Origin of the sequence: Pseudomonas putida S13.1.2 (genome assembly GCF_000498395.2) — a bacterium.
Taxonomy (GTDB): domain Bacteria; phylum Pseudomonadota; class Gammaproteobacteria; order Pseudomonadales; family Pseudomonadaceae; genus Aquipseudomonas; species Aquipseudomonas putida_Q.
Genome location: NZ_CP010979.1, coordinates 6,230,209 through 6,246,680, shown reverse-complemented (window position 1 = coordinate 6,246,680; position 16,472 = coordinate 6,230,209). Strand labels below are relative to the sequence as shown.

The following is a 16,472-nucleotide window of genomic DNA, read 5'->3' as shown; positions in this document are numbered from 1 at the left end:
TCTTTAGCCACCGCGATGACCCATGGCCGATTCCGCTTTCTTCTGCCCCCTGTCCCACGAGGGCATCCTCGCCGTCCGCGGCTCCGATGCAGGCAAGTTCCTGCAAGGCCAGCTGACCTGCAACATCAACTACCTCAGCCAGGAATACGCCAGCCTCGGCGCCCGCTGCATGGTCAAAGGGCGCATGCAGTCGAGCTTCCGCATCTTGCCCGAAGGCAACGGCTACCTGCTGGCCATGGCCAGCGAACTGCTTGAAGCGCAACTGGCCGACCTGAAGAAGTACGCTGTGTTCTCCAAGGCCACGCTGACCGATGAAAGCGCCGCCTGGGCACGCTTCGGGCTGCAAGGCGGCGACGCTGCGCTGCAGGCGCTGGGGCTAGACGTGCCCGCAGACGCCGGCAGTACCGGGCGCCATGAAGGCCTGATCGCCATTGCCGTGTCCGCAGGACGTGTGGAGCTGTGGGTGCCGGCGGAGAATGCCGCCACTGTGCGCCAGGCCCTCGCCGCCGCCCTGCCTGAAGGCAGCCTCAACGAATGGCTGCTTGGCCAGGTGCGTGCCGGTATCGGCCAGGTCATGGGGCCGACCCGTGAGCTGTTCATCCCGCAAATGATCAACCTGCAAGCGGTCGACGGCGTCAGCTTCAAGAAAGGCTGCTACACCGGCCAGGAAATCGTCGCCCGCATGCAGTACCTGGGCAAGCTCAAACGCCGCCAGTACCGCCTGGCACTGGACCAGCAGGCCATTCCGGCCCCAGGTGCCCAGATCTTCTCGCCCACCCACGGTTCGTCGGTGGGTGAAGTGGTGATTGCTGCCGGCAACGGTGCAGGCTGCGAACTGCTGGCGGTGCTGAGCGCCGACGCGGTGGAAGACGACAACCTGCATCTGGGCAGCCTGGAAGGCCCGCGCCTGAAAGTGCTGACCCTGCCTTACGAACTGGACCGCGACCGGGAAATCCAGCGCTGACCAGCCTGCCCCGCCCCGGTGGCGGGGCCGCACCACCACTGCGGTAGAAACGCCCATGAACAAGCTGGCCGAGATGGTTCAAGCACAGTTGCTCGATGCCATCGAAAAGGATGACCTGGTCCTGCCGACCCTGCCCGAGGTTGCCTTGAGCATCCGCGAGGCGGCGGAAGACAGCGAGATCAGCGTAGCGGCCCTGAGCAAGGTGATCGGTCGCGATGCGGCCCTTTCTGCGCGCCTGATCAAGGTAGTCAACAGCCCGCTGCTGCGTGCGGCGGTCGAGGTCACCGACCTGCACACCGCCATCACACGACTGGGTATCAACTACAGCTGCAACCTGGCCATTGGCCTGGTAATCGAGCAGATTTTCCATGCCCGCTCACCGGCGGTTGAACAGAAGCTTCGCGATATCTGGACCAACAGCCTGGAAGTGGCAGGCATCAGCTACGAAATCTGCCGCCGCTATACCCAGCTCAAGCCTGAACAGGCCACTTTGGGCGGGTTGGTCAACCAGATCGGCGCGCTGCCGGTGCTGATCTATGCCGAAGAGCACAACGAGCTGTTGTCCGACCCGGTTTGCCTGCATTACGTGATCGAGCAGATCCAGCCAGCGCTGGGGGACAAGATCCTCAAGGCCTGGGAGTTTCCGGAGCAGTTGATCAACTTGCCGAGCCAGGTTCAGGACCTGGACCGGCAGACCGACAAGGTCGACTACATCGACATCGTGCAGATCGCCCGCTGCATCAGCCAGCGCGGCCGCCACCGGCCGCTGGCGGCACTGCCGGCGTACCGTCACCTGGGGCTGCCTTTCGGCACCGAGCTGGAAGTGGATGAACTGCTCGAGGCGCGGGGCATGTTGAGCTGACTTGCCTCAGCCTGTGCCGGCCCTTTCGCAGCACAAGGCTGCTCCTACAGGAATGTACAATACCTGTGGGAGCGGGTTTACCCGCGAAGAGGCAGGTACAGGCAACACATCAATCGGCAATAAAACTTACACGCACCCGCAACCCGCCCTTCTCGCCATCATGCAGGCTAACCTGCGCCAGGTGCGCCCGGCAGATCTCGCCGACAATCGCCAGGCCCAGCCCGCTACCCTGCGCACTGCGACGGTAGAACCGCTCGAACACCCGCTCGCGCTCAGCCTCGGGAATGCCCGGCCCGTCGTCTTCCACCTCCAGCACCGCTGGCGCCACCACCCGCAAAATCACGTTGCCGCCAGCCGGCGTATGCGCCAGGGCATTGTCCACCAGGTTGCTCAAAAGCTCGTTGAGTAGCGTCGGTTCACCCTTGAGCCAAACAGGGGCCTCTGCCTCCAGGGCCAGTGCCACCCCGCGCTTGTGCGCCAAGGGCGCCATGGCCATGCCCAGCTCACGGGCCAGCTGGCTCAGGTCCAGGCGCTGCGCACCGCCTTCGGCAATCGCCCGCGCACCGTTTTCGACCCGTGCCAACGACAACAGCTGGTTGGCCAGGTGGGTCAGCTTGTCGGTGCCCTGGGCCGCAGCTTCCAAGGTCTGTCGCCACTCCTGCGGCTCGCAAGAGCGCAACCCCAGCTCGACCCGAGCCTTCAAGGCCGCCAGCGGCGTACGCAGTTCATGGGCGGCATCGGCGATGAACTGCGCCTGGCGCTCGAACTGACCGCGCAAGCGCTCGGTAAAGTGGTTCAACGCCCGCACCAGCGGGCTCAGCTCGCGCTGCACCTGCACCACCGGCAATGCCCGCAAATCATCTGGTTGGCGCTCCTCCACCGCCGTGCGCAGGCGCTCCAGCGGCCGCAACGCCGCGCTCACGGCAAACCACACCATCATCAGCGCGCCCAGTGCCAGCATGCCCAGGCGCAGGAGGGTGTCGGCCATCAACCCACGGGCCATGCGCACCCGCGCTTCCTCGGTCTCGGCCACGCGGATTTCCGCCATGCCGTTCATGTTCGGCTCGCTTACCGGCTTGAGCAAGCTGACAACGCGCACGTCCTGGCCCAGATAAGTTGCGTTGTAGAACCGCGCCAACGCCGGGTAGTCGTCGGTGCGCGGCGTCCCCAGCGGCGGCGGCGGCAGGTTCTCATAGCCCGAAATCAGCCGCTGCTTGATGTCCAGCACCTGGTAGTAGATACGCCCGGCGCTGTCGTAGGCGAAGGTGTCCAGCGCCACGTAGGGCACATCTGCGCTCAGTGAACCATCGCGTTGCGAAAGGCCGGCGGCGATGGTCCGCGCCGAAGCCAGCAGCGTGCGGTCGTAGGCCGTGTCAGCGGCTTCACGGCCGTTCCAGTAGGCACTCAGGCCGCTGGCCAGCATCAGCACTACCAGCAACAACGCCAGGTTACCCAGCAAGCGCCCGCGCAGGCTGCCGTTGTCACGCATCGCGGTGCTCTAGCAGGTAGCCCAGGCCGCGGAAGGTGACGATGGCCACCGGGTGGCCGTCGAGCTTCTTGCGCAGGCGGTGGATGTAGATTTCGATGGCGTCGGGGCTGGCTTCCTCGTCCAGGCCAAACACCTGGGCAGCCAACTGCTCCTTGCTCATCACCCGGCCCGGGCGGGCGATCAGCGCTTCCAGCACGCTTTGCTCGCGCGAGGTCAGGGTCAGGTTGTCGTCGCCGAGGGCGAAGCGCCGGGTATCCAGGTCGTAAACCAGCGGCCCGCAGCGTTGCTGGCGCTCGCCACCGAGCACACTGCGGCGCAGCAGGGCCTTGACCCGTGCTTCCAGCTCGGTCAGCTCGAACGGTTTGGCCAGGTAGTCGTCGGCGCCCAGGTTCAGGCCATGGACCCGGTCCTTGACGTCACTGCGGGCCGTCAGCATCAGCACCGGCACGGTCTTGCCACGGCCGCGCAGGCGCGCCAGTACCTCGAAGCCGTCCATGCGCGGCAAGCCGACATCCAGCACGACCACGGCGTACTCCTCGCTGGCCAGGGCCAGGTCGGCGGCCACGCCGTCATGCAGCACATCTACGGTCAGGCCTTGGCTTTTCAAGGCCTGGGCCACGCTTTCGGCCAGTTGCAGGTGGTCTTCGACCAGCAGCACACGCATCGGTTTCTCCCTGCTCGGGTGGGGCGGTGGCGCGGAGTGTACCGCTGTCCTCAAGCCTGTGAAGCCCCTTGTCACAAACCTTTCTCACTGAAAGGTTAGCGAAAGGTTGGTTGCCTAGCATCGCACCACGGTCGCTCTTCGCGCCGAATAAAGCACCAGCAAGGTGCAACGAATAAGAACAATAAACGGAGTCATCGACGATGCTGTCATCGCAGCCGCAGGCGTTCGCGCCTCCCCGTTCCTTTCCCGCACGCCCCTCAGCCATCGCCAGCGCCCTCGCGCTTGCCGGTGTCGCCCCGATGAGCCAGGCCGCCTTCTTCGAAGACAGCACAGCCACCTTCGAAACCCGCAACATGTACTTCAACCGCGACTTTCGCGACGGCACCAGCGCGCAACAATCCAAGCGCGACGAGTGGGCCCAGGGTTTCATCCTCAACTTCGAGTCCGGCTACACCGATGGCACCGTAGGCTTTGGCCTGGACGCACTGGGCATGCTCGGCATCAAGCTCGATTCCAGCCCCGACCGCACCGATACCGGCCTGCTGCCGACCCACGACGACGGCAAGGCCGCTGACGAATACTCCAAGCTGGGCCTGACCGGCAAAGTAAAGCTCTCCCAGACCGAGCTGAAGATTGGCACCCTGATCCCCGAGCTGCCGACACTGCAACCCAACGACGGGCGCATCCTGCCGCAAACCTTCGAAGGCGGCCTGCTCACTTCGAAAGAGATCAAGGGCCTGACCTTCACCGGCGGGCGCCTGGACAAGGCCAAGGACCGCAACGACACCAACTGGGAAGACCTGGCGCTGAACAACAAGAACGGCCGCTTCGGTGGCACCTTCAGCGCCGACAACCTGGCACTGGCCGGCCTGGACTACCAGTTCACCGACCGCATCACCGGCAGCTACCACTTCGCCCAGCTCGACGATATCTACCGCCAGCACTTCATCGGCATGGTCGCCACCCAACCCTGGGGGCCGGGCACCTTGGGCGCCGACCTGCGCCTGGCCGTGAGTGACGATGCTGGTGCTGCCAAAGCCGGCAACATCGACAACACCACCGTCAACGGCATGCTCAGCTACGCCCTGGGCGGGCACAAGGTCAGCGCCGCCTGGCAGCAACTGTCCGGCGACAGCGCCTTCCCGTATGTCGATGGCGCCGACCCGTACCTGGTCAACTTCGTCCAGATCAACGACTTCGCCGGTGCCGACGAGCGTTCCTGGCAGGCGCGTTACGACTACAACTTTGCCGCGCTCGGCGTACCCGGCCTGACCTTCATGACCCGCTACATCAGTGGTGACAACGTCAGCCGCGCGGCCGGTGGTGAAGGCAAGGAGTGGGAACGCAACACCGAATTGAAGTACGTGGTACAAAGCGGCCCGTTGAAGAACGTCGCCGTGCGCCTGCGCAACGCCACCTTCCGCTCCAACTTCGCCCGCGACGCGGACGAGGTCAGGCTGTTGGTCAGCTACAGCGTGGCGCTGTGGTAACCCCATAGCGGTAATCCAATAACAACAACGCTCACGGAGATTGACGATGACCTTTTCACTGCGCCGCCTCGTCCTCGCTACCGGCTGCCTGCTGTTGGCCGGCAACGCTTTGGCCGCCGAACCGAAACGCCCTGAATGCATCGCCCCCGCCTCGCCGGGCGGTGGCTTCGACCTGACCTGCAAACTGGTGCAAAGCGCCCTGGTGCAGGAAAAGATCCTCAGCAAGCCCATGCGCGTCACCTACATGCCCGGCGGTGTTGGCGCGGTGGCCTACAACGCTGTGGTCGCTCAACGCCCGGCCGATGCCGGCACCCTGGTGGCCTGGTCCAGCGGCTCGTTGCTGAACCTGGCCCAGGGCAAGTTCGGCCGCTTCGACGAAAACGCCGTGAAGTGGCTGGCTGCTGTCGGCACCAGCTACGGGGCGATCGCGGTGAAAAGCGACTCGCCCTACAAGACCCTCGACGACCTGGTCGCGGCGTTGAAGAAAGACCCGAGCAAGGTGGTGATCGGCTCAGGCGGCACCGTCGGCAGCCAGGACTGGATGCAGACTGCCCTGATCGCCAAGGCTGCAGGCATCAACCCGCGTGACCTGCGCTACGTGGCCCTGGAAGGCGGCGGCGAAATTGCCACGGCGCTGTTGGGCGGTCACATCCAGGTCGGCTCTACCGACATCTCCGACTCCATGCCGCACATCCAGAGCGGCAACATGCGCATCCTGGCGGTGTTCTCGAAAGACCGCCTGGACGAGCCCGAGATGAAAGACATCCCCACCGCCAGGGAGCAAGGCTACGACATCGTCTGGCCGGTAGTGCGCGGCTTCTACCTGGGGCCAAAGGTGAGCGACGAGGACTATGCGTGGTGGAAGGCTTCGTTCGACAAGATGCTGGCTTCGGAAGATTTCGCCAAGCTGCGTGACCAGCGCGAGTTGTTCCCGTTCGCCATGACCGGCGAAGAGCTGGACGGCTATGTGAAGAAGCAAGTGGCCGACTACAAGGCACTGGCCAAGGAATTTGGCCTGATCCAGTAAGCCTGTCGGATTCACCACACTCCCTGTAGGAGCGGCCTTGTGTCGCGATGGGCCGCACAGCGGCCCCTGGCACAGCCGATACGATGCTTAGGACAGATCGCATCGGCAGGTTTCGCGCCCGATCGCGACGCAAGGCCGCTCCCACAGGATTTGCATCTCACTTGAGCAATCCCAACGAGGATTCCCCAATGATCCTGCAACGCATCTTCGCCCTGGCCCTGCTGGCGGTATGCGCCGTCCTGGCCGTGATGGCCTGGCCCTACCAGGCGGCGTTTTCCTATGAACCGGTGGGCCCGCGCGCCTACCCGCTGCTGATGCTTGGCCTGATGAGCCTGGGCCTGTTGTACCTGGTGTTCCGCCCCACGCCCATCGTGCGCAAGGACGACGAACCGGAACTGGACCGCGAAACCCTGACCAAGATCACCGCCTGCGTCGGCCTGCTGATCGTCTTCGCGGCCACCTTCGAAGCCCTGGGCTTCATCCTCAGCGCCATCCTGGTCGGCCTGCCCATGGCCCGTCTGTATGGCGGGCGCTGGCTGCACAGCGCCCTGGTGGTGGTCGGCATGAGCCTGCTCCTCTATTGGCTGTTCGACCGCGTGATGGACGTGCCCCTGCCCCTTGGCCTGCTGAGCGTACTGGAGAACTGACACATGGATACCTTGAGCTACCTGGGCCAGGGCTTCGGCGTTGCCCTGTCCCCTTACAACCTGGTCACCGCCCTCTCCGGCACCCTCATCGGCACGGTGGTCGGCCTGCTGCCAGGCCTGGGCCCGATCAACGGCGTGGCCCTGCTGATCCCCATCGCCTTCGCCCTGGGCCTGCCGCCAGAGTCGGCGCTGATCCTGCTGGCCGCGGTGTACCTGGGCTGCGAGTACGGCGGGCGTATCAGCTCTATCCTGCTGAACATCCCGGGCGAAGCCTCGACCGTGATGACCACCCTGGACGGCTACCCGATGGCTCGCCAGGGCCTGGCGGGGGTCGCCCTGTCGCTGTCGGCCTGGAGCTCGTTCATCGGCGCCTTCATCGCCACCTGCGGCATGGTGCTGTTCGCCCCGCTACTGGCGAAATGGGCCATCGCCTTCGGCCCGGCGGAATACTTCGTACTGATGGTGTTCGCCATCGTCGCCCTGGGCGGCATGGCAGGTGACAAACCGCTGAAAACCTTCATTGCCGCACTGATCGGCCTGTTCCTGTCGGCGGTCGGCATCGATGCCAACAGCGGCGTGTACCGCTTCACCGGCGACAGCGTGCACCTGGCCGACGGCATCCAGTTCGTGGTGCTGGTGCTGGGCCTGTTCTCCATCAGTGAAATCCTGCTGCTGCTGGAAAAGACCCACCATGGTCACCAGGCGGTAAAAGCCACCGGGCGCATGCTGTTCAACTTCAAGGAAGCGGCTTCGGTGTTCGTGGTCAACATCCGCTGCGGCCTGCTCGGTTTCATCATGGGCGTTCTGCCCGGCGCCGGCGCAACGCTGGCCAGTGCCGTGGCCTACATGACCGAAAAACGCCTGGCCGGGGAAAGCGGCAAGTTCGGCAAGGGCGACGCCCGTGGCCTGGCGGCGCCAGAAACCGCCATCGGCGCGTCCTGCTGCGGCGCCCTGGTCCCGATGCTGACGCTGGGGGTACCCGGCTCTGGCACCACCGCGGTGATGATCGGCGCCCTCACCCTGTACAACATCACGCCCGGCCCAATGCTGTTCGAACAGCAGCCGGACATCGTCTGGGGCCTGATCGCTTCGCTGTTCATCGCCAACATCATGCTGGTGATCCTCAACATCCCGATGATCCGCATATTCACCCGCATCTTGGCCGTGCCGAACTGGGCGCTGGTGCCGGTGATCGCCATCATCACCGCCATCGGCGTATACGCCGTGCATGCCACCACCTTCGACCTGTTCCTGATGGTCGGCATCGGCATCATGGGTTACATCCTGCGCAAGCTGGACTTCCCGCTGTCGCCAATCCTGCTCGGTTTCATCCTGGGCGGGCTGATGGAGCAGAACCTGCGCCGCGCACTGTCGATCTCCAACGGTGAACTGGGCATCCTCTGGTCGAGCCCGATCAGCATGGGCGTCTGGGCGCTGGTGGCGTTGATGCTTACCCTGCCGCTGCTGCGCATCTGGCGCAAACGCAGCCTGCAGCGTCGGGCCCTGGCCGATGCCTGATCGACCGTTGCCGCTGTTTATCGCAACCGGGCTGGTCGGCCTTGCTGGCGGTTACCTCGCCAGCCAGGTCGGCTGGCCCTTGCCATGGATGGTAGGTTCGCTGCTGGCGATCATACTGGTGCGCTGCCTGACGCCATGGCAGCTGTCGGAGATTCCCAACGGCCGCAAATGTGGGCAGTGCATCATCGGCATCGGCATTGGCTTGCACTTTACGCCAGCGGTGATCGAGCAGGTGGGCAGCCATTTCGCGCTGATTTTTTTTGGCGCCCTGTTCACTACCGTATCCAGCGTGATCAGCGTGTGGCTGCTACGGCGCACCGGTGAAGACCGTGCCACGGCATTCTTCGCCAGCATGCCGGGGGGCTCGGGGGAGATGGTCAACCTTGGCGCCCGTAACGGTGCAGTGCTCAGCCAGGTGGCGGCGGCGCAGAGCCTGCGGGTGCTGACGGTGGTGCTGTGCGTGCCCGCGCTGTTCAAGTTTCTGCTGGGTGACGGGGTGCCGCTGAATCACGCCGGTAGCGTCAGCTGGGGCTGGCTGGGCCTGATCGCCCCGCTCGGCGTTGCCGTGGCGTTGCTCTGGCAACGGTTGCGCCAACCCAACCCCTGGCTGTTCGGGCCATTGCTGGTGGCTGCCAGCGTCAGCCTGGCCGGTAACCTGCAGATCGCTCTGCCCAATGGCGCCAGCCAGATCGGCCAGTGGCTGATCGGCAGCGGCCTGGCCTGCCACTTCAACCGCGCCTTCTTCCGCCGGGCCCCGTCGTTCCTGGCGCGTACGCTGCTGGCCACGGCGCTGTGCATGGCCATTGCCGGCAGTGCCGCGTGGGTGTTGAGCGTGATGACAGCGCTGGATTTGCGCTCGCTGACGTTGGGCATGATGCCGGGGGGCATTGCCGAAATGAGCCTGACCGCAGAGACCCTGCAACTGTCCGTGCCTTTGGTGACGGCGCTTCAGGTGATGCGCTTGCTGTTCGTGCTGTTTCTGGCGGAGCCGTTGTTCCGGCTGTGGAACGCAAACCAGGAATAATCGCGTTGCCTTCTTCGCGGTATTTCAGGTGATCAGAGCGGTGGCAATGCCCAGTTGATCGGCGCCAGCCCGCGTTGCTCGAGGAAGCTGTTGGTCCGGCTGAAATGCCCGCACCCCAGGAACCCGCGGTAAGCCGACAACGGCGACGGATGCACCGACTTCAGCACCAGATGCTTGGTCCCGTCGATCAGCTTCTGCTTGCTTTGCGCATGCGCCCCCCACAACAGGAACACCACGTTCGGGCACTGCTCGCTGACCACTTGGATCACCCGATCGGTAAAGGCCTCCCAACCCTTCTTGGCATGCGATGCCGCATTGGCACGCTCCACGGTCATGGTGGTGTTGAGCAGCAGGACGCCCTGCTCGGCCCAGCTCTGCAGGTAGCCGTGGCTGGCGATCGGAATGTTCAGGTCGCGCTGCATTTCCTTGTAGATATTGACCAGCGACGGCGGCGTGGGCACGCCCGGCTGTACCGAGAAGCACAGGCCGTGCGCCTGGCCTGGCCCGTGGTACGGGTCCTGGCCGAGTATGACCACCTTCACCTGGTCCAGCGGTGTCGAGTTGAGCGCATTGAAGATCAGCGGCCCCGGCGGGTAGATTTCTTTGCCAGCGGCACGCTCGCTGCGCAGGAACTCGCGCAGCTGATGCATGTAGGGCTGGTCGAATTCAGCGCGCAATGCGGCTTTCCAGCTGGGTTCGAGTTTGATGCGATCGTCGTCAGTCATGGGGCCATCCGTAATCAATGGCGCGACACTAGGTAAGCCCTTCCCGCTTGTCAAACGATCCGACCGACGACCGGCATGTTCGGTCAGGCAGGCCATACTTGTGCGATGACTGAGCGAGGTAGTCCATGGCCATTCATTGTGAGGTACTCACCGGCGCCGACGGCGCCCGCATCGGCATCGCAACCCTGGACGCGCCCAAGGCGCTCAATGCCCTGAACTTGCCGATGATCGAGGTGCTGGGCGAACAACTGCACGACTGGGCTCGCGACCCTGGGGTCGTGTGCGTACTGCTGCGCGGCAACGGCAGCAAAGCCTTCTGCGCCGGTGGCGATGTGCGGGCACTGGTGCAGGCGTGCCGTGACCACCCCGGCAGCGTACCGCCCCTGGCCGCCACCTTCTTCGCTGCCGAGTACCGCCTGGACCATGCCCTGCACACCTACCCCAAGCCGCTGCTGTGCTGGGGCCACGGGCACGTGCTGGGCGGCGGCATGGGGCTGCTGCAGGGCGCCAATGTACGCATCGTCACAACCAGCAGCCGATTGGCCATGCCGGAAATCAGTATCGGCCTGTACCCCGACGTGGGGGCCAGCTGGTTCCTGGCCCGGCTGCCGGGCAAACTGGGGTTGTTCCTGGGGCTGACGGGCGCGCCGATCAACGCACGCGACGCCCTTGATCTGGGCCTGGCCGACCGGTTTTTGGGCGAGCACCAGCAAGAGGCGCTGATCGAAGAACTGCTGCAACTGAACTGGCAGGAGCAGACCACCCTGCAATTGAACAGCCTGCTCAAGGCCGAACAGCACCGCGCCTGCGTCGAGTTGCCCGAAGCCCAGTGGCTGCCGCGGCGGCAGGTGATCGATGCCTTGCTGGATGTGGCCGATGCTGCAGCGGCCTGGCGTGCGCTGGAGGGGCTCAAGCACCATGACGACCCACTGCTTGCCGAAGCAGGCCAGCGGCTGCACGAGGGCTGCCCGCTGACCGCGCACCTGGTGTGGGAACAGATTCGCCGGGCGCGGCACCTGTCGTTGGCGCAGGTGTTCCAGATGGAATACTGCATGAGCCTGAATTGCTGCCGCCACCCGGAGTTCAGCGAAGGCGTGCGAGCCCGCTTGCTGGACAAGGACAACCACCCCCGCTGGCACTGGCCGGATGTGACTCAGGTGCCGGCGGCGGTGGTCGAGGCGCATTTTTCCAAGGCGTGGGAGGGGCGGCATCCATTGGCGGATCTGGGTTGACTTACAGAACCTGGGGCTGCTTTGCAGCCCTATCGCGACACAAGGCCGCTCCTACAGGTACCGCGCTGGTTTGCAGTACCTGTGGGAACACACCAACCTTCATTCAGCTACCGCTGCCAGTTGCCGCCGCGCCCTTGCCCACGACGGCCATCCCAGCGCCCGCCGTCATTGCGTTGCCCATTGGAGTGCCAGTCGCCCCGCTGATAACGCTGGCTGCCACTACGATAATCATGCCGGTCCCGATCCTGCCTGTAGTCCTGGCGCTGGCGGTTGCCGTAGTCATTGCGCGGGTTGCCGTGCCACTGTTTCATGCCAGGCTGCGGATATGGCCGGTATTGCGGTGCGGGCGCCGACCGATGGTAATAACGCGGTGCCGGCTGGTAGTAATAGCGCGGTTGCGGCGTTACGTAGTAGCGGTCATAGCGGTAATACCCGGGCGACACGTAGCGGTCGCTGGAGTAGTAATCCGAGCGGTAATAGCCCCCGCGGTCGTAATACGGGGCGCAGGCAGAAGTCATCAGCCCCAGCAGGGCGATCAACAGGATTCGATAGGACATGGCGGCCTCCTGGACCGCTGGCGTGCCCGAACAGCGGCGCTGCCGAGCATCGATGCGGAATGCGTTCATCGACACTGAATAAGACCGTGAAGCCGAGGTGCAGTGCCATTTCTGCAATAATTTGATACAGGTGCGATAACCCTGAAAAACTTGCAGTCATTTGCCGGTCATCTCACTAGAATGGGCACCCTGGCACACATCACGGGAAGATCATGCCGTTACGTTCCGCTCTGTTCTCGCAGCGCTCGCTGATCTTTACCCTCCTGGTGCTCCTGGCTTGCGGCTTCCTCGCCACTTCACTGCTCAGCTACTTCGCCTCGCGCAGCGCCATCCGCGACGGCATCATCAATACCGAACTGCCGCTGACGTCCGATACGGTCTACTCGGAGATCCAGAAAGACCTGATCCGCCCGGTGCTGATCGCCTCGATGATGGCCCAGGACACCTTCCTGCGCGACTGGGTGTTGTCCGGCGAGCAGGATACCGAGCGCATGACACGCTACCTTGGCGAGGTCATGGGCAAGCAGGACACCTTCACGTCATTTTTCGTGTCGGACCGCACCCTCACCTATTACCAGGCCAAAGGCGTGCTCAAACAGGTCGAACCAGGCACCTGGCGCGATGCCTGGTATTTCCGCCTGCGCGACCTCAAAGCCCCCTATGAGATCAACGTCGATCTGGACATGGCCAACCAGGACAGCCTGACCGTGTTCATCAACTATCAGGTACATGACTACCAGCACCGCTTCATCGGTGCCGCCGGTGTCGGGCTGAGCGTATCGTCGGTGGTCAAGCTGATCGACCAGTATCAGCGCCGCTACCAGCGTTCGGTGCTGTTCACCGACGCCAAGGGCAAGGTGCTGATGACCGGCTCGGAAGGTGGCCCGCATGGTTTGCGGGTCGGCCAGCCGCTCAGCGACAACCCCGAACTGAACGACGTACTGGCCGAGCAGTTGGTGCCCGGTGAAGGCAGCCACGAATACCGCGACAGCGACAACCACAGCCACTTCCTCAACGTGCGCCACCTGCCCGAACTGGACTGGTACCTGTTGGTGGAAAAGCGCGAAACCGGCGCCCTCGACCGCATCCGCCACTCCCTGTACCTGAACCTGGCCATCTGCGCGATGATCACCCTGGTGGTGCTGGCGCTGGTGCATGCCATGGTCCGCCGTCACCAGGCCAGCACCGAGGCCCTGGCCACCCTCGATAGCCTCACCGGCCTGCCCAACCGACGCAGCTTCGACCTGCTCGCCGCCCAGGCCTTGCACGAAGCCCAGCGCGACAGTGGGCCGCTGGTGGCATTGCTGATCGACCTGGACCACTTCAAGGCACTGAACGACACCCACGGCCACCTGGCAGGCGACGAAGTGCTGCGCCAATTCGCCAATGTGCTGCAGGGCAGCCTGCGCCAGTCGGATATACTGTGCCGCTGGGGCGGTGAGGAATTCATCGTGCTGCTGCGTGAAGCCGAAGGCCGGCAGGCCATCGAGGTGGCGGAAAAAATCCGTCGCCGCACTGAACAACTGACCTTCAGCTACGAAGAACAGCCGCTGCGCCTGACCACCAGCATCGGCCTGAGCAGCCTGCAGCCCGGGGATACCCTGCACGCCCTGCTGACCCGCGCCGACCGTGCGCTTTATCGTGCCAAGCAGGCCGGCCGCAACCGCGTCTGCAGTGAAACCCGCCATGAATGACAGCCAACACTGCCCCGCTTGCGGTGCCCTCAACCAATGCAGCCTGGCCGACCCGCGCCGCGCTACCCAGGCCTGCTGGTGCTACGGTGTGACCATCGACCCGGCCGTGCTGCAGGCCCTGCCCGCCGAGTTGCGGGACAAAGCCTGCCTGTGCCCGCGTTGCGCTGCCGTTGAAGAGCAACTCCGATCAACCACTCCCCACTGACCTGTTCCAATGCGCCTCGACCGTTTCCTCACCAACTTTCCCAACTACAACCGCCAGCAAGTTCGCCTGATGCTGGCGCAACGTCGTGTGCGCGTGGATGGCCAGGTAGTCAGCGACCCGCTGACCGAGGTGCGTGAATTCAGCCGTGTCGAGCTGGACGACCAGTTGCTCCAGGCGGGCCGCCCCGCGCGTTACCTGATGCTGCACAAGCCACAGGGTTGTGTCAGCGCCACCCAGGACCCGCAACACCCCACCGTGCTCGACCTGCTGCCCACAACGCTCCGCGATGACCTGCACATTGCCGGGCGCCTGGACTTCAACACCACCGGGCTGATGATCCTGACCAACGATGGCCAGTGGTCACGGCGCCTGACCCAGCCTGCCACCAAGCTGCCAAAGCATTATCTGGTGGACACCGAGGACGAAATTGGCGAGCACTATGTGGCCAGGTTCCGCGAGGGCTTCTACTTCGCCTTCGAAGACCTCACCACCCAACCTGCCCAGCTGGACATCCTCGGGCCGCGACGCGCTCGATTGGCGATCGTCGAAGGGCGCTATCACCAGGTAAAACGCATGTTCGGGTTCTTCGACAACAAGGTGGTGGGGTTGCATCGGGAGAGCATGGGAGCGATCCGGCTGGACAGGGGGTTGGCGCCGGGTGAGTTCCGAGAGCTGACGGCGGGCGAGATAGCCACTGTCTAGGCCGCCTGCCCGGGCCTCTTCGCGGGCATGCCCGCTCCCACACATCCCCACAATGCTCAGGGCTTGTGTGTTTCCTGTGGGAGCGGGCGCGTCCGCGAAAGGGCCTGGGCAGACATTACAGGGTCGCCGTACGACCGCTCAGCGACAAAAGTCACATTTCTCCCCGAACGGCACTTGCGCGATCCGCGAGCCACTGCTTGAATCCAAATCGTCAGTCTGCATGTGACTAGCAAGTCACGCCCGCAGTCGAAGACACTTTTTGCCGGCTACCCAAGGCCTCGATGCCTTGGGGCACGGCGAATTGCCCGCCAAAAACAATACCGTCGACGCAAGTGCCAAGGATCGACACAGGGCCCCCCGGTTTCTCTTCAGGCAAATGCCTACCTGTCATAAAGAACGTGCACCCTAGGTGACGCGAATACCCTTTTTGCGCCAGGAGTCGATGACATGAGGCCAGAAATCGCTGTACTTGATATCCAAGGTCAGTACCGGGTTTACACGGAGTTCTATCGCGCGGATGCGGCCGAGAATACGATCATCCTGATCAATGGTTCGCTGGCCACCACCGCCTCGTTCGCCCAGACGGTACGTAACCTGCACCCGCAGTTCAACATCGTGCTGTTCGACCAGCCGTATGCCGGCAAGTCAAAGCCGCACAACCGTCAGGAACGTCTGATCAGCAAGGAAACCGAGGCGCATATCCTCCTTGAGCTGATCGAGCACTTCCAGGCAGACCACGTGATGTCGTTCTCGTGGGGTGGCGCAAGCACGCTGCTGGCGCTGGCGCACCAGCCGCGGAACGTGAAGAAGGCTGTGGTGAGTTCGTTCTCGCCAGTGATCAACGAGCCGATGCGCGACTACCTGGACCGTGGCTGCCAGTACCTGGCCGCCTGCGACCGGTATCAGGTCGGCAACCTGGTCAACGACACCATCGGCAAGCACCTGCCGTCACTGTTCAAGCGCTTCAACTACCGGCACGTCAGCAGCCTGGACAGCCATGAGTACGCGCAGATGCACTTCCACATCAACCAGGTGCTGCAACACGACCTGGAGCGAGCGCTGGAGGGGGCGCGCAACATCGACATCCCGGTGTTGTTCGTCAACGGCGCCCGCGACGAGTACACCACGGTCGAAGATGCCCGGCAGTTCGGCAAGCATGTGGGCAGAAGCCAGTTCAGCGTGATCCGCGAGGCGGGGCATTTCCTCGATATGGAAAACAAGACCGCCTGCGAAAACACCCGCAGCGTCTTGCTTGGTTTCCTCAAGCCGACCGTGCGTGAACCTCGTCAACGCTACCAGCACGTTCAACAGGGGCAGCATGCACTGGCCATCTGAGCGCCTCGGCACTCTGTAGCTGATATCCGCAGGCTATGGGGTGCCGACAAGCTTTTTTATAACTTGGGCTTCTAATTCGTGAAGGGTTCTGGTAAAAAGTGCTGCGCAGACGCGGGTATAGTTTAGTGGCAAAACGAAAGCTTCCCAAGCTTTAGTTGAGGGTTCGATTCCCTCTACCCGCTCCACATCGCATTCCAGCATGACGTTCCAGCAACGTCATCGCAGTCAAAAGGAGCCTTGGCTCCTTTTTTCGTTTCTGCCCCCCACGTTGACTTGGCCCATGGCCATTTGCCTGCCGATCCGCTTCAATGCGCTGCGGGTGCATTCGCGCGCAAGC

At 63.7% G+C, this 16,472-nt stretch carries 16 protein-coding genes and 1 tRNA gene; 13 read left to right on the top strand and 4 right to left on the bottom strand.

Annotation, left to right across the window (positions count from 1 at the left end; translation table 11 throughout):
* Window positions 1-22: 22 nt before the first annotated feature.
* Both N805_RS27625 and N805_RS27620 read left to right on the top strand, forming a co-directional pair.
* Window positions 23-964, top strand: coding sequence for a YgfZ/GcvT domain-containing protein (locus N805_RS27625; RefSeq protein WP_019473045.1), 942 nt, complete (start codon window positions 23-25; stop codon window positions 962-964).
* Window positions 965-1,019: 55 nt separating this feature from the next.
* Entirely contained in the window at window positions 1,020-1,826 is an 807-nt protein-coding gene (locus tag N805_RS27620; protein WP_019473046.1) for an HDOD domain-containing protein, read from the top strand.
* 109 nt (window positions 1,827-1,935) lie between these two features.
* On the opposite strand, the gene N805_RS27615 is transcribed toward N805_RS27620, so the two are convergent.
* Together N805_RS27615 and N805_RS27610 are read right to left on the bottom strand one after the other, a co-directional pair.
* Window positions 1,936-3,315: a sensor histidine kinase gene (locus tag N805_RS27615; RefSeq protein ID WP_019473047.1), complete on the bottom strand. Its 1,380-nt coding sequence runs from the start codon at window positions 3,313-3,315 to the stop codon at window positions 1,936-1,938.
* The gene (locus N805_RS27610) at window positions 3,308-3,979 is read right to left on the bottom strand and encodes a response regulator (protein WP_019473048.1); all 672 of its coding nucleotides are present in this window, start codon (window positions 3,977-3,979) and stop codon (window positions 3,308-3,310) included. The genes N805_RS27615 and N805_RS27610 overlap by 8 nt, the downstream gene beginning before the upstream one ends.
* A 200-nt stretch (window positions 3,980-4,179) precedes the next feature.
* On the opposite strand from N805_RS27610, the gene N805_RS27605 reads away from it, so the two are divergent.
* The 5 genes from N805_RS27605 to N805_RS27585 all read left to right on the top strand — a co-directional run bounded on the left by N805_RS27605 (window position 4,180) and on the right by N805_RS27585 (window position 9,685).
* The gene (locus N805_RS27605) at window positions 4,180-5,469 is read left to right on the top strand and encodes an OprD family porin (protein WP_019473049.1); all 1,290 of its coding nucleotides are present in this window, start codon (window positions 4,180-4,182) and stop codon (window positions 5,467-5,469) included.
* Between the two features lie 46 nt (window positions 5,470-5,515).
* The gene (locus N805_RS27600; protein ID WP_019473050.1) at window positions 5,516-6,496 is read left to right on the top strand and encodes a Bug family tripartite tricarboxylate transporter substrate binding protein; all 981 of its coding nucleotides are present in this window, start codon (window positions 5,516-5,518) and stop codon (window positions 6,494-6,496) included.
* Window positions 6,497-6,684: 188 nt separating this feature from the next.
* A complete protein-coding gene (locus N805_RS27595) occupies window positions 6,685-7,143 on the top strand; it encodes a tripartite tricarboxylate transporter TctB family protein (protein WP_019473051.1) in 459 nt (152 codons plus the stop codon).
* A 3-nt stretch (window positions 7,144-7,146) separates the two neighbouring features.
* Entirely contained in the window at window positions 7,147-8,661 is a 1,515-nt protein-coding gene (locus N805_RS27590; protein WP_019473052.1) for a tripartite tricarboxylate transporter permease, read from the top strand.
* Window positions 8,654-9,685 carry an AbrB family transcriptional regulator gene (locus N805_RS27585; protein WP_019473053.1) on the top strand — a complete coding sequence of 344 codons (1,032 nt, stop codon included), beginning with the start codon at window positions 8,654-8,656 and terminating at the stop codon, window positions 9,683-9,685. Before N805_RS27590 ends, N805_RS27585 begins: the two co-directional genes overlap by 8 nt.
* 32 nt (window positions 9,686-9,717) lie before the next feature.
* Here N805_RS27585 and ung read toward each other — a convergent pair whose 3' ends face one another.
* Window positions 9,718-10,410 (bottom strand): uracil-DNA glycosylase, encoded by a 693-nt coding sequence (gene ung / locus N805_RS27580; RefSeq protein WP_019473054.1) that lies wholly within the window; start codon window positions 10,408-10,410, stop codon window positions 9,718-9,720.
* Between the two features lie 125 nt (window positions 10,411-10,535).
* Between ung and N805_RS27575 the strand changes: the two genes are divergently transcribed.
* Entirely contained in the window at window positions 10,536-11,642 is a 1,107-nt protein-coding gene (locus tag N805_RS27575; protein WP_019473055.1) for an enoyl-CoA hydratase/isomerase family protein, read from the top strand.
* Between the two features lie 107 nt (window positions 11,643-11,749).
* Here N805_RS27575 and N805_RS27570 read toward each other — a convergent pair whose 3' ends face one another.
* Complete coding sequence (locus tag N805_RS27570; RefSeq protein ID WP_019473056.1) at window positions 11,750-12,199, bottom strand: hypothetical protein; 450 nt, start codon at window positions 12,197-12,199, stop codon at window positions 11,750-11,752.
* Window positions 12,200-12,411: 212 nt separating this feature from the next.
* Here N805_RS27570 and N805_RS27565 point away from each other — a divergent pair, with 212 nt between their 5' ends.
* From N805_RS27565 to N805_RS27545, 5 genes are all read left to right on the top strand, one after another.
* The gene (locus N805_RS27565; protein ID WP_019473057.1) at window positions 12,412-13,893 is read left to right on the top strand and encodes a sensor domain-containing diguanylate cyclase; all 1,482 of its coding nucleotides are present in this window, start codon (window positions 12,412-12,414) and stop codon (window positions 13,891-13,893) included.
* Complete coding sequence (locus tag N805_RS27560; RefSeq protein WP_019473058.1) at window positions 13,886-14,098, top strand: cysteine-rich CWC family protein; 213 nt, start codon at window positions 13,886-13,888, stop codon at window positions 14,096-14,098. The genes N805_RS27565 and N805_RS27560 overlap by 8 nt, the downstream gene beginning before the upstream one ends.
* 9 nt (window positions 14,099-14,107) lie before the next feature.
* Entirely contained in the window at window positions 14,108-14,800 is a 693-nt protein-coding gene (locus N805_RS27555) for a pseudouridine synthase (RefSeq protein WP_019473059.1), read from the top strand.
* A gap of 447 nt (window positions 14,801-15,247) precedes the next feature.
* The gene (gene phaG / locus N805_RS27550) at window positions 15,248-16,135 is read left to right on the top strand and encodes a (R)-3-hydroxydecanoyl-ACP:CoA transacylase (protein ID WP_019471776.1); all 888 of its coding nucleotides are present in this window, start codon (window positions 15,248-15,250) and stop codon (window positions 16,133-16,135) included.
* Window positions 16,136-16,246: 111 nt separating this feature from the next.
* Window positions 16,247-16,320 (top strand) — tRNA-Gly (locus N805_RS27545).
* Window positions 16,321-16,472 lie beyond the last annotated feature (152 nt).

What these genes read in the sequence shown, in the direction of transcription:
- N805_RS27585 (WP_019473053.1), top strand. Translation starts at nt 8,654, where the DNA reads ATGCCTGATCGACCGTTGCCGCTGTTTATCGCAACCGGGCTGGTCGGC.
- N805_RS27595 (WP_019473051.1), top strand. Translation starts at nt 6,685, where the DNA reads ATGATCCTGCAACGCATCTTCGCCCTGGCCCTGCTGGCGGTATGCGCC.
- ung (WP_019473054.1), bottom strand. Translation starts at nt 10,410, where the DNA reads ATGACTGACGACGATCGCATCAAACTCGAACCCAGCTGGAAAGCCGCA.
- phaG (WP_019471776.1), top strand. Translation starts at nt 15,248, where the DNA reads ATGAGGCCAGAAATCGCTGTACTTGATATCCAAGGTCAGTACCGGGTT.
- N805_RS27620 (WP_019473046.1), top strand. Translation starts at nt 1,020, where the DNA reads ATGAACAAGCTGGCCGAGATGGTTCAAGCACAGTTGCTCGATGCCATC.
- N805_RS27600 (WP_019473050.1), top strand. Translation starts at nt 5,516, where the DNA reads ATGACCTTTTCACTGCGCCGCCTCGTCCTCGCTACCGGCTGCCTGCTG.
- N805_RS27605 (WP_019473049.1), top strand. Translation starts at nt 4,180, where the DNA reads ATGCTGTCATCGCAGCCGCAGGCGTTCGCGCCTCCCCGTTCCTTTCCC.
- N805_RS27615 (WP_019473047.1), bottom strand. Translation starts at nt 3,315, where the DNA reads ATGCGTGACAACGGCAGCCTGCGCGGGCGCTTGCTGGGTAACCTGGCG.
- N805_RS27610 (WP_019473048.1), bottom strand. Translation starts at nt 3,979, where the DNA reads ATGCGTGTGCTGCTGGTCGAAGACCACCTGCAACTGGCCGAAAGCGTG.
- N805_RS27625 (WP_019473045.1), top strand. Translation starts at nt 23, where the DNA reads ATGGCCGATTCCGCTTTCTTCTGCCCCCTGTCCCACGAGGGCATCCTC.
- N805_RS27565 (WP_019473057.1), top strand. Translation starts at nt 12,412, where the DNA reads ATGCCGTTACGTTCCGCTCTGTTCTCGCAGCGCTCGCTGATCTTTACC.
- N805_RS27590 (WP_019473052.1), top strand. Translation starts at nt 7,147, where the DNA reads ATGGATACCTTGAGCTACCTGGGCCAGGGCTTCGGCGTTGCCCTGTCC.
- N805_RS27570 (WP_019473056.1), bottom strand. Translation starts at nt 12,199, where the DNA reads ATGTCCTATCGAATCCTGTTGATCGCCCTGCTGGGGCTGATGACTTCT.
- N805_RS27575 (WP_019473055.1), top strand. Translation starts at nt 10,536, where the DNA reads ATGGCCATTCATTGTGAGGTACTCACCGGCGCCGACGGCGCCCGCATC.
- N805_RS27560 (WP_019473058.1), top strand. Translation starts at nt 13,886, where the DNA reads ATGAATGACAGCCAACACTGCCCCGCTTGCGGTGCCCTCAACCAATGC.
- N805_RS27555 (WP_019473059.1), top strand. Translation starts at nt 14,108, where the DNA reads ATGCGCCTCGACCGTTTCCTCACCAACTTTCCCAACTACAACCGCCAG.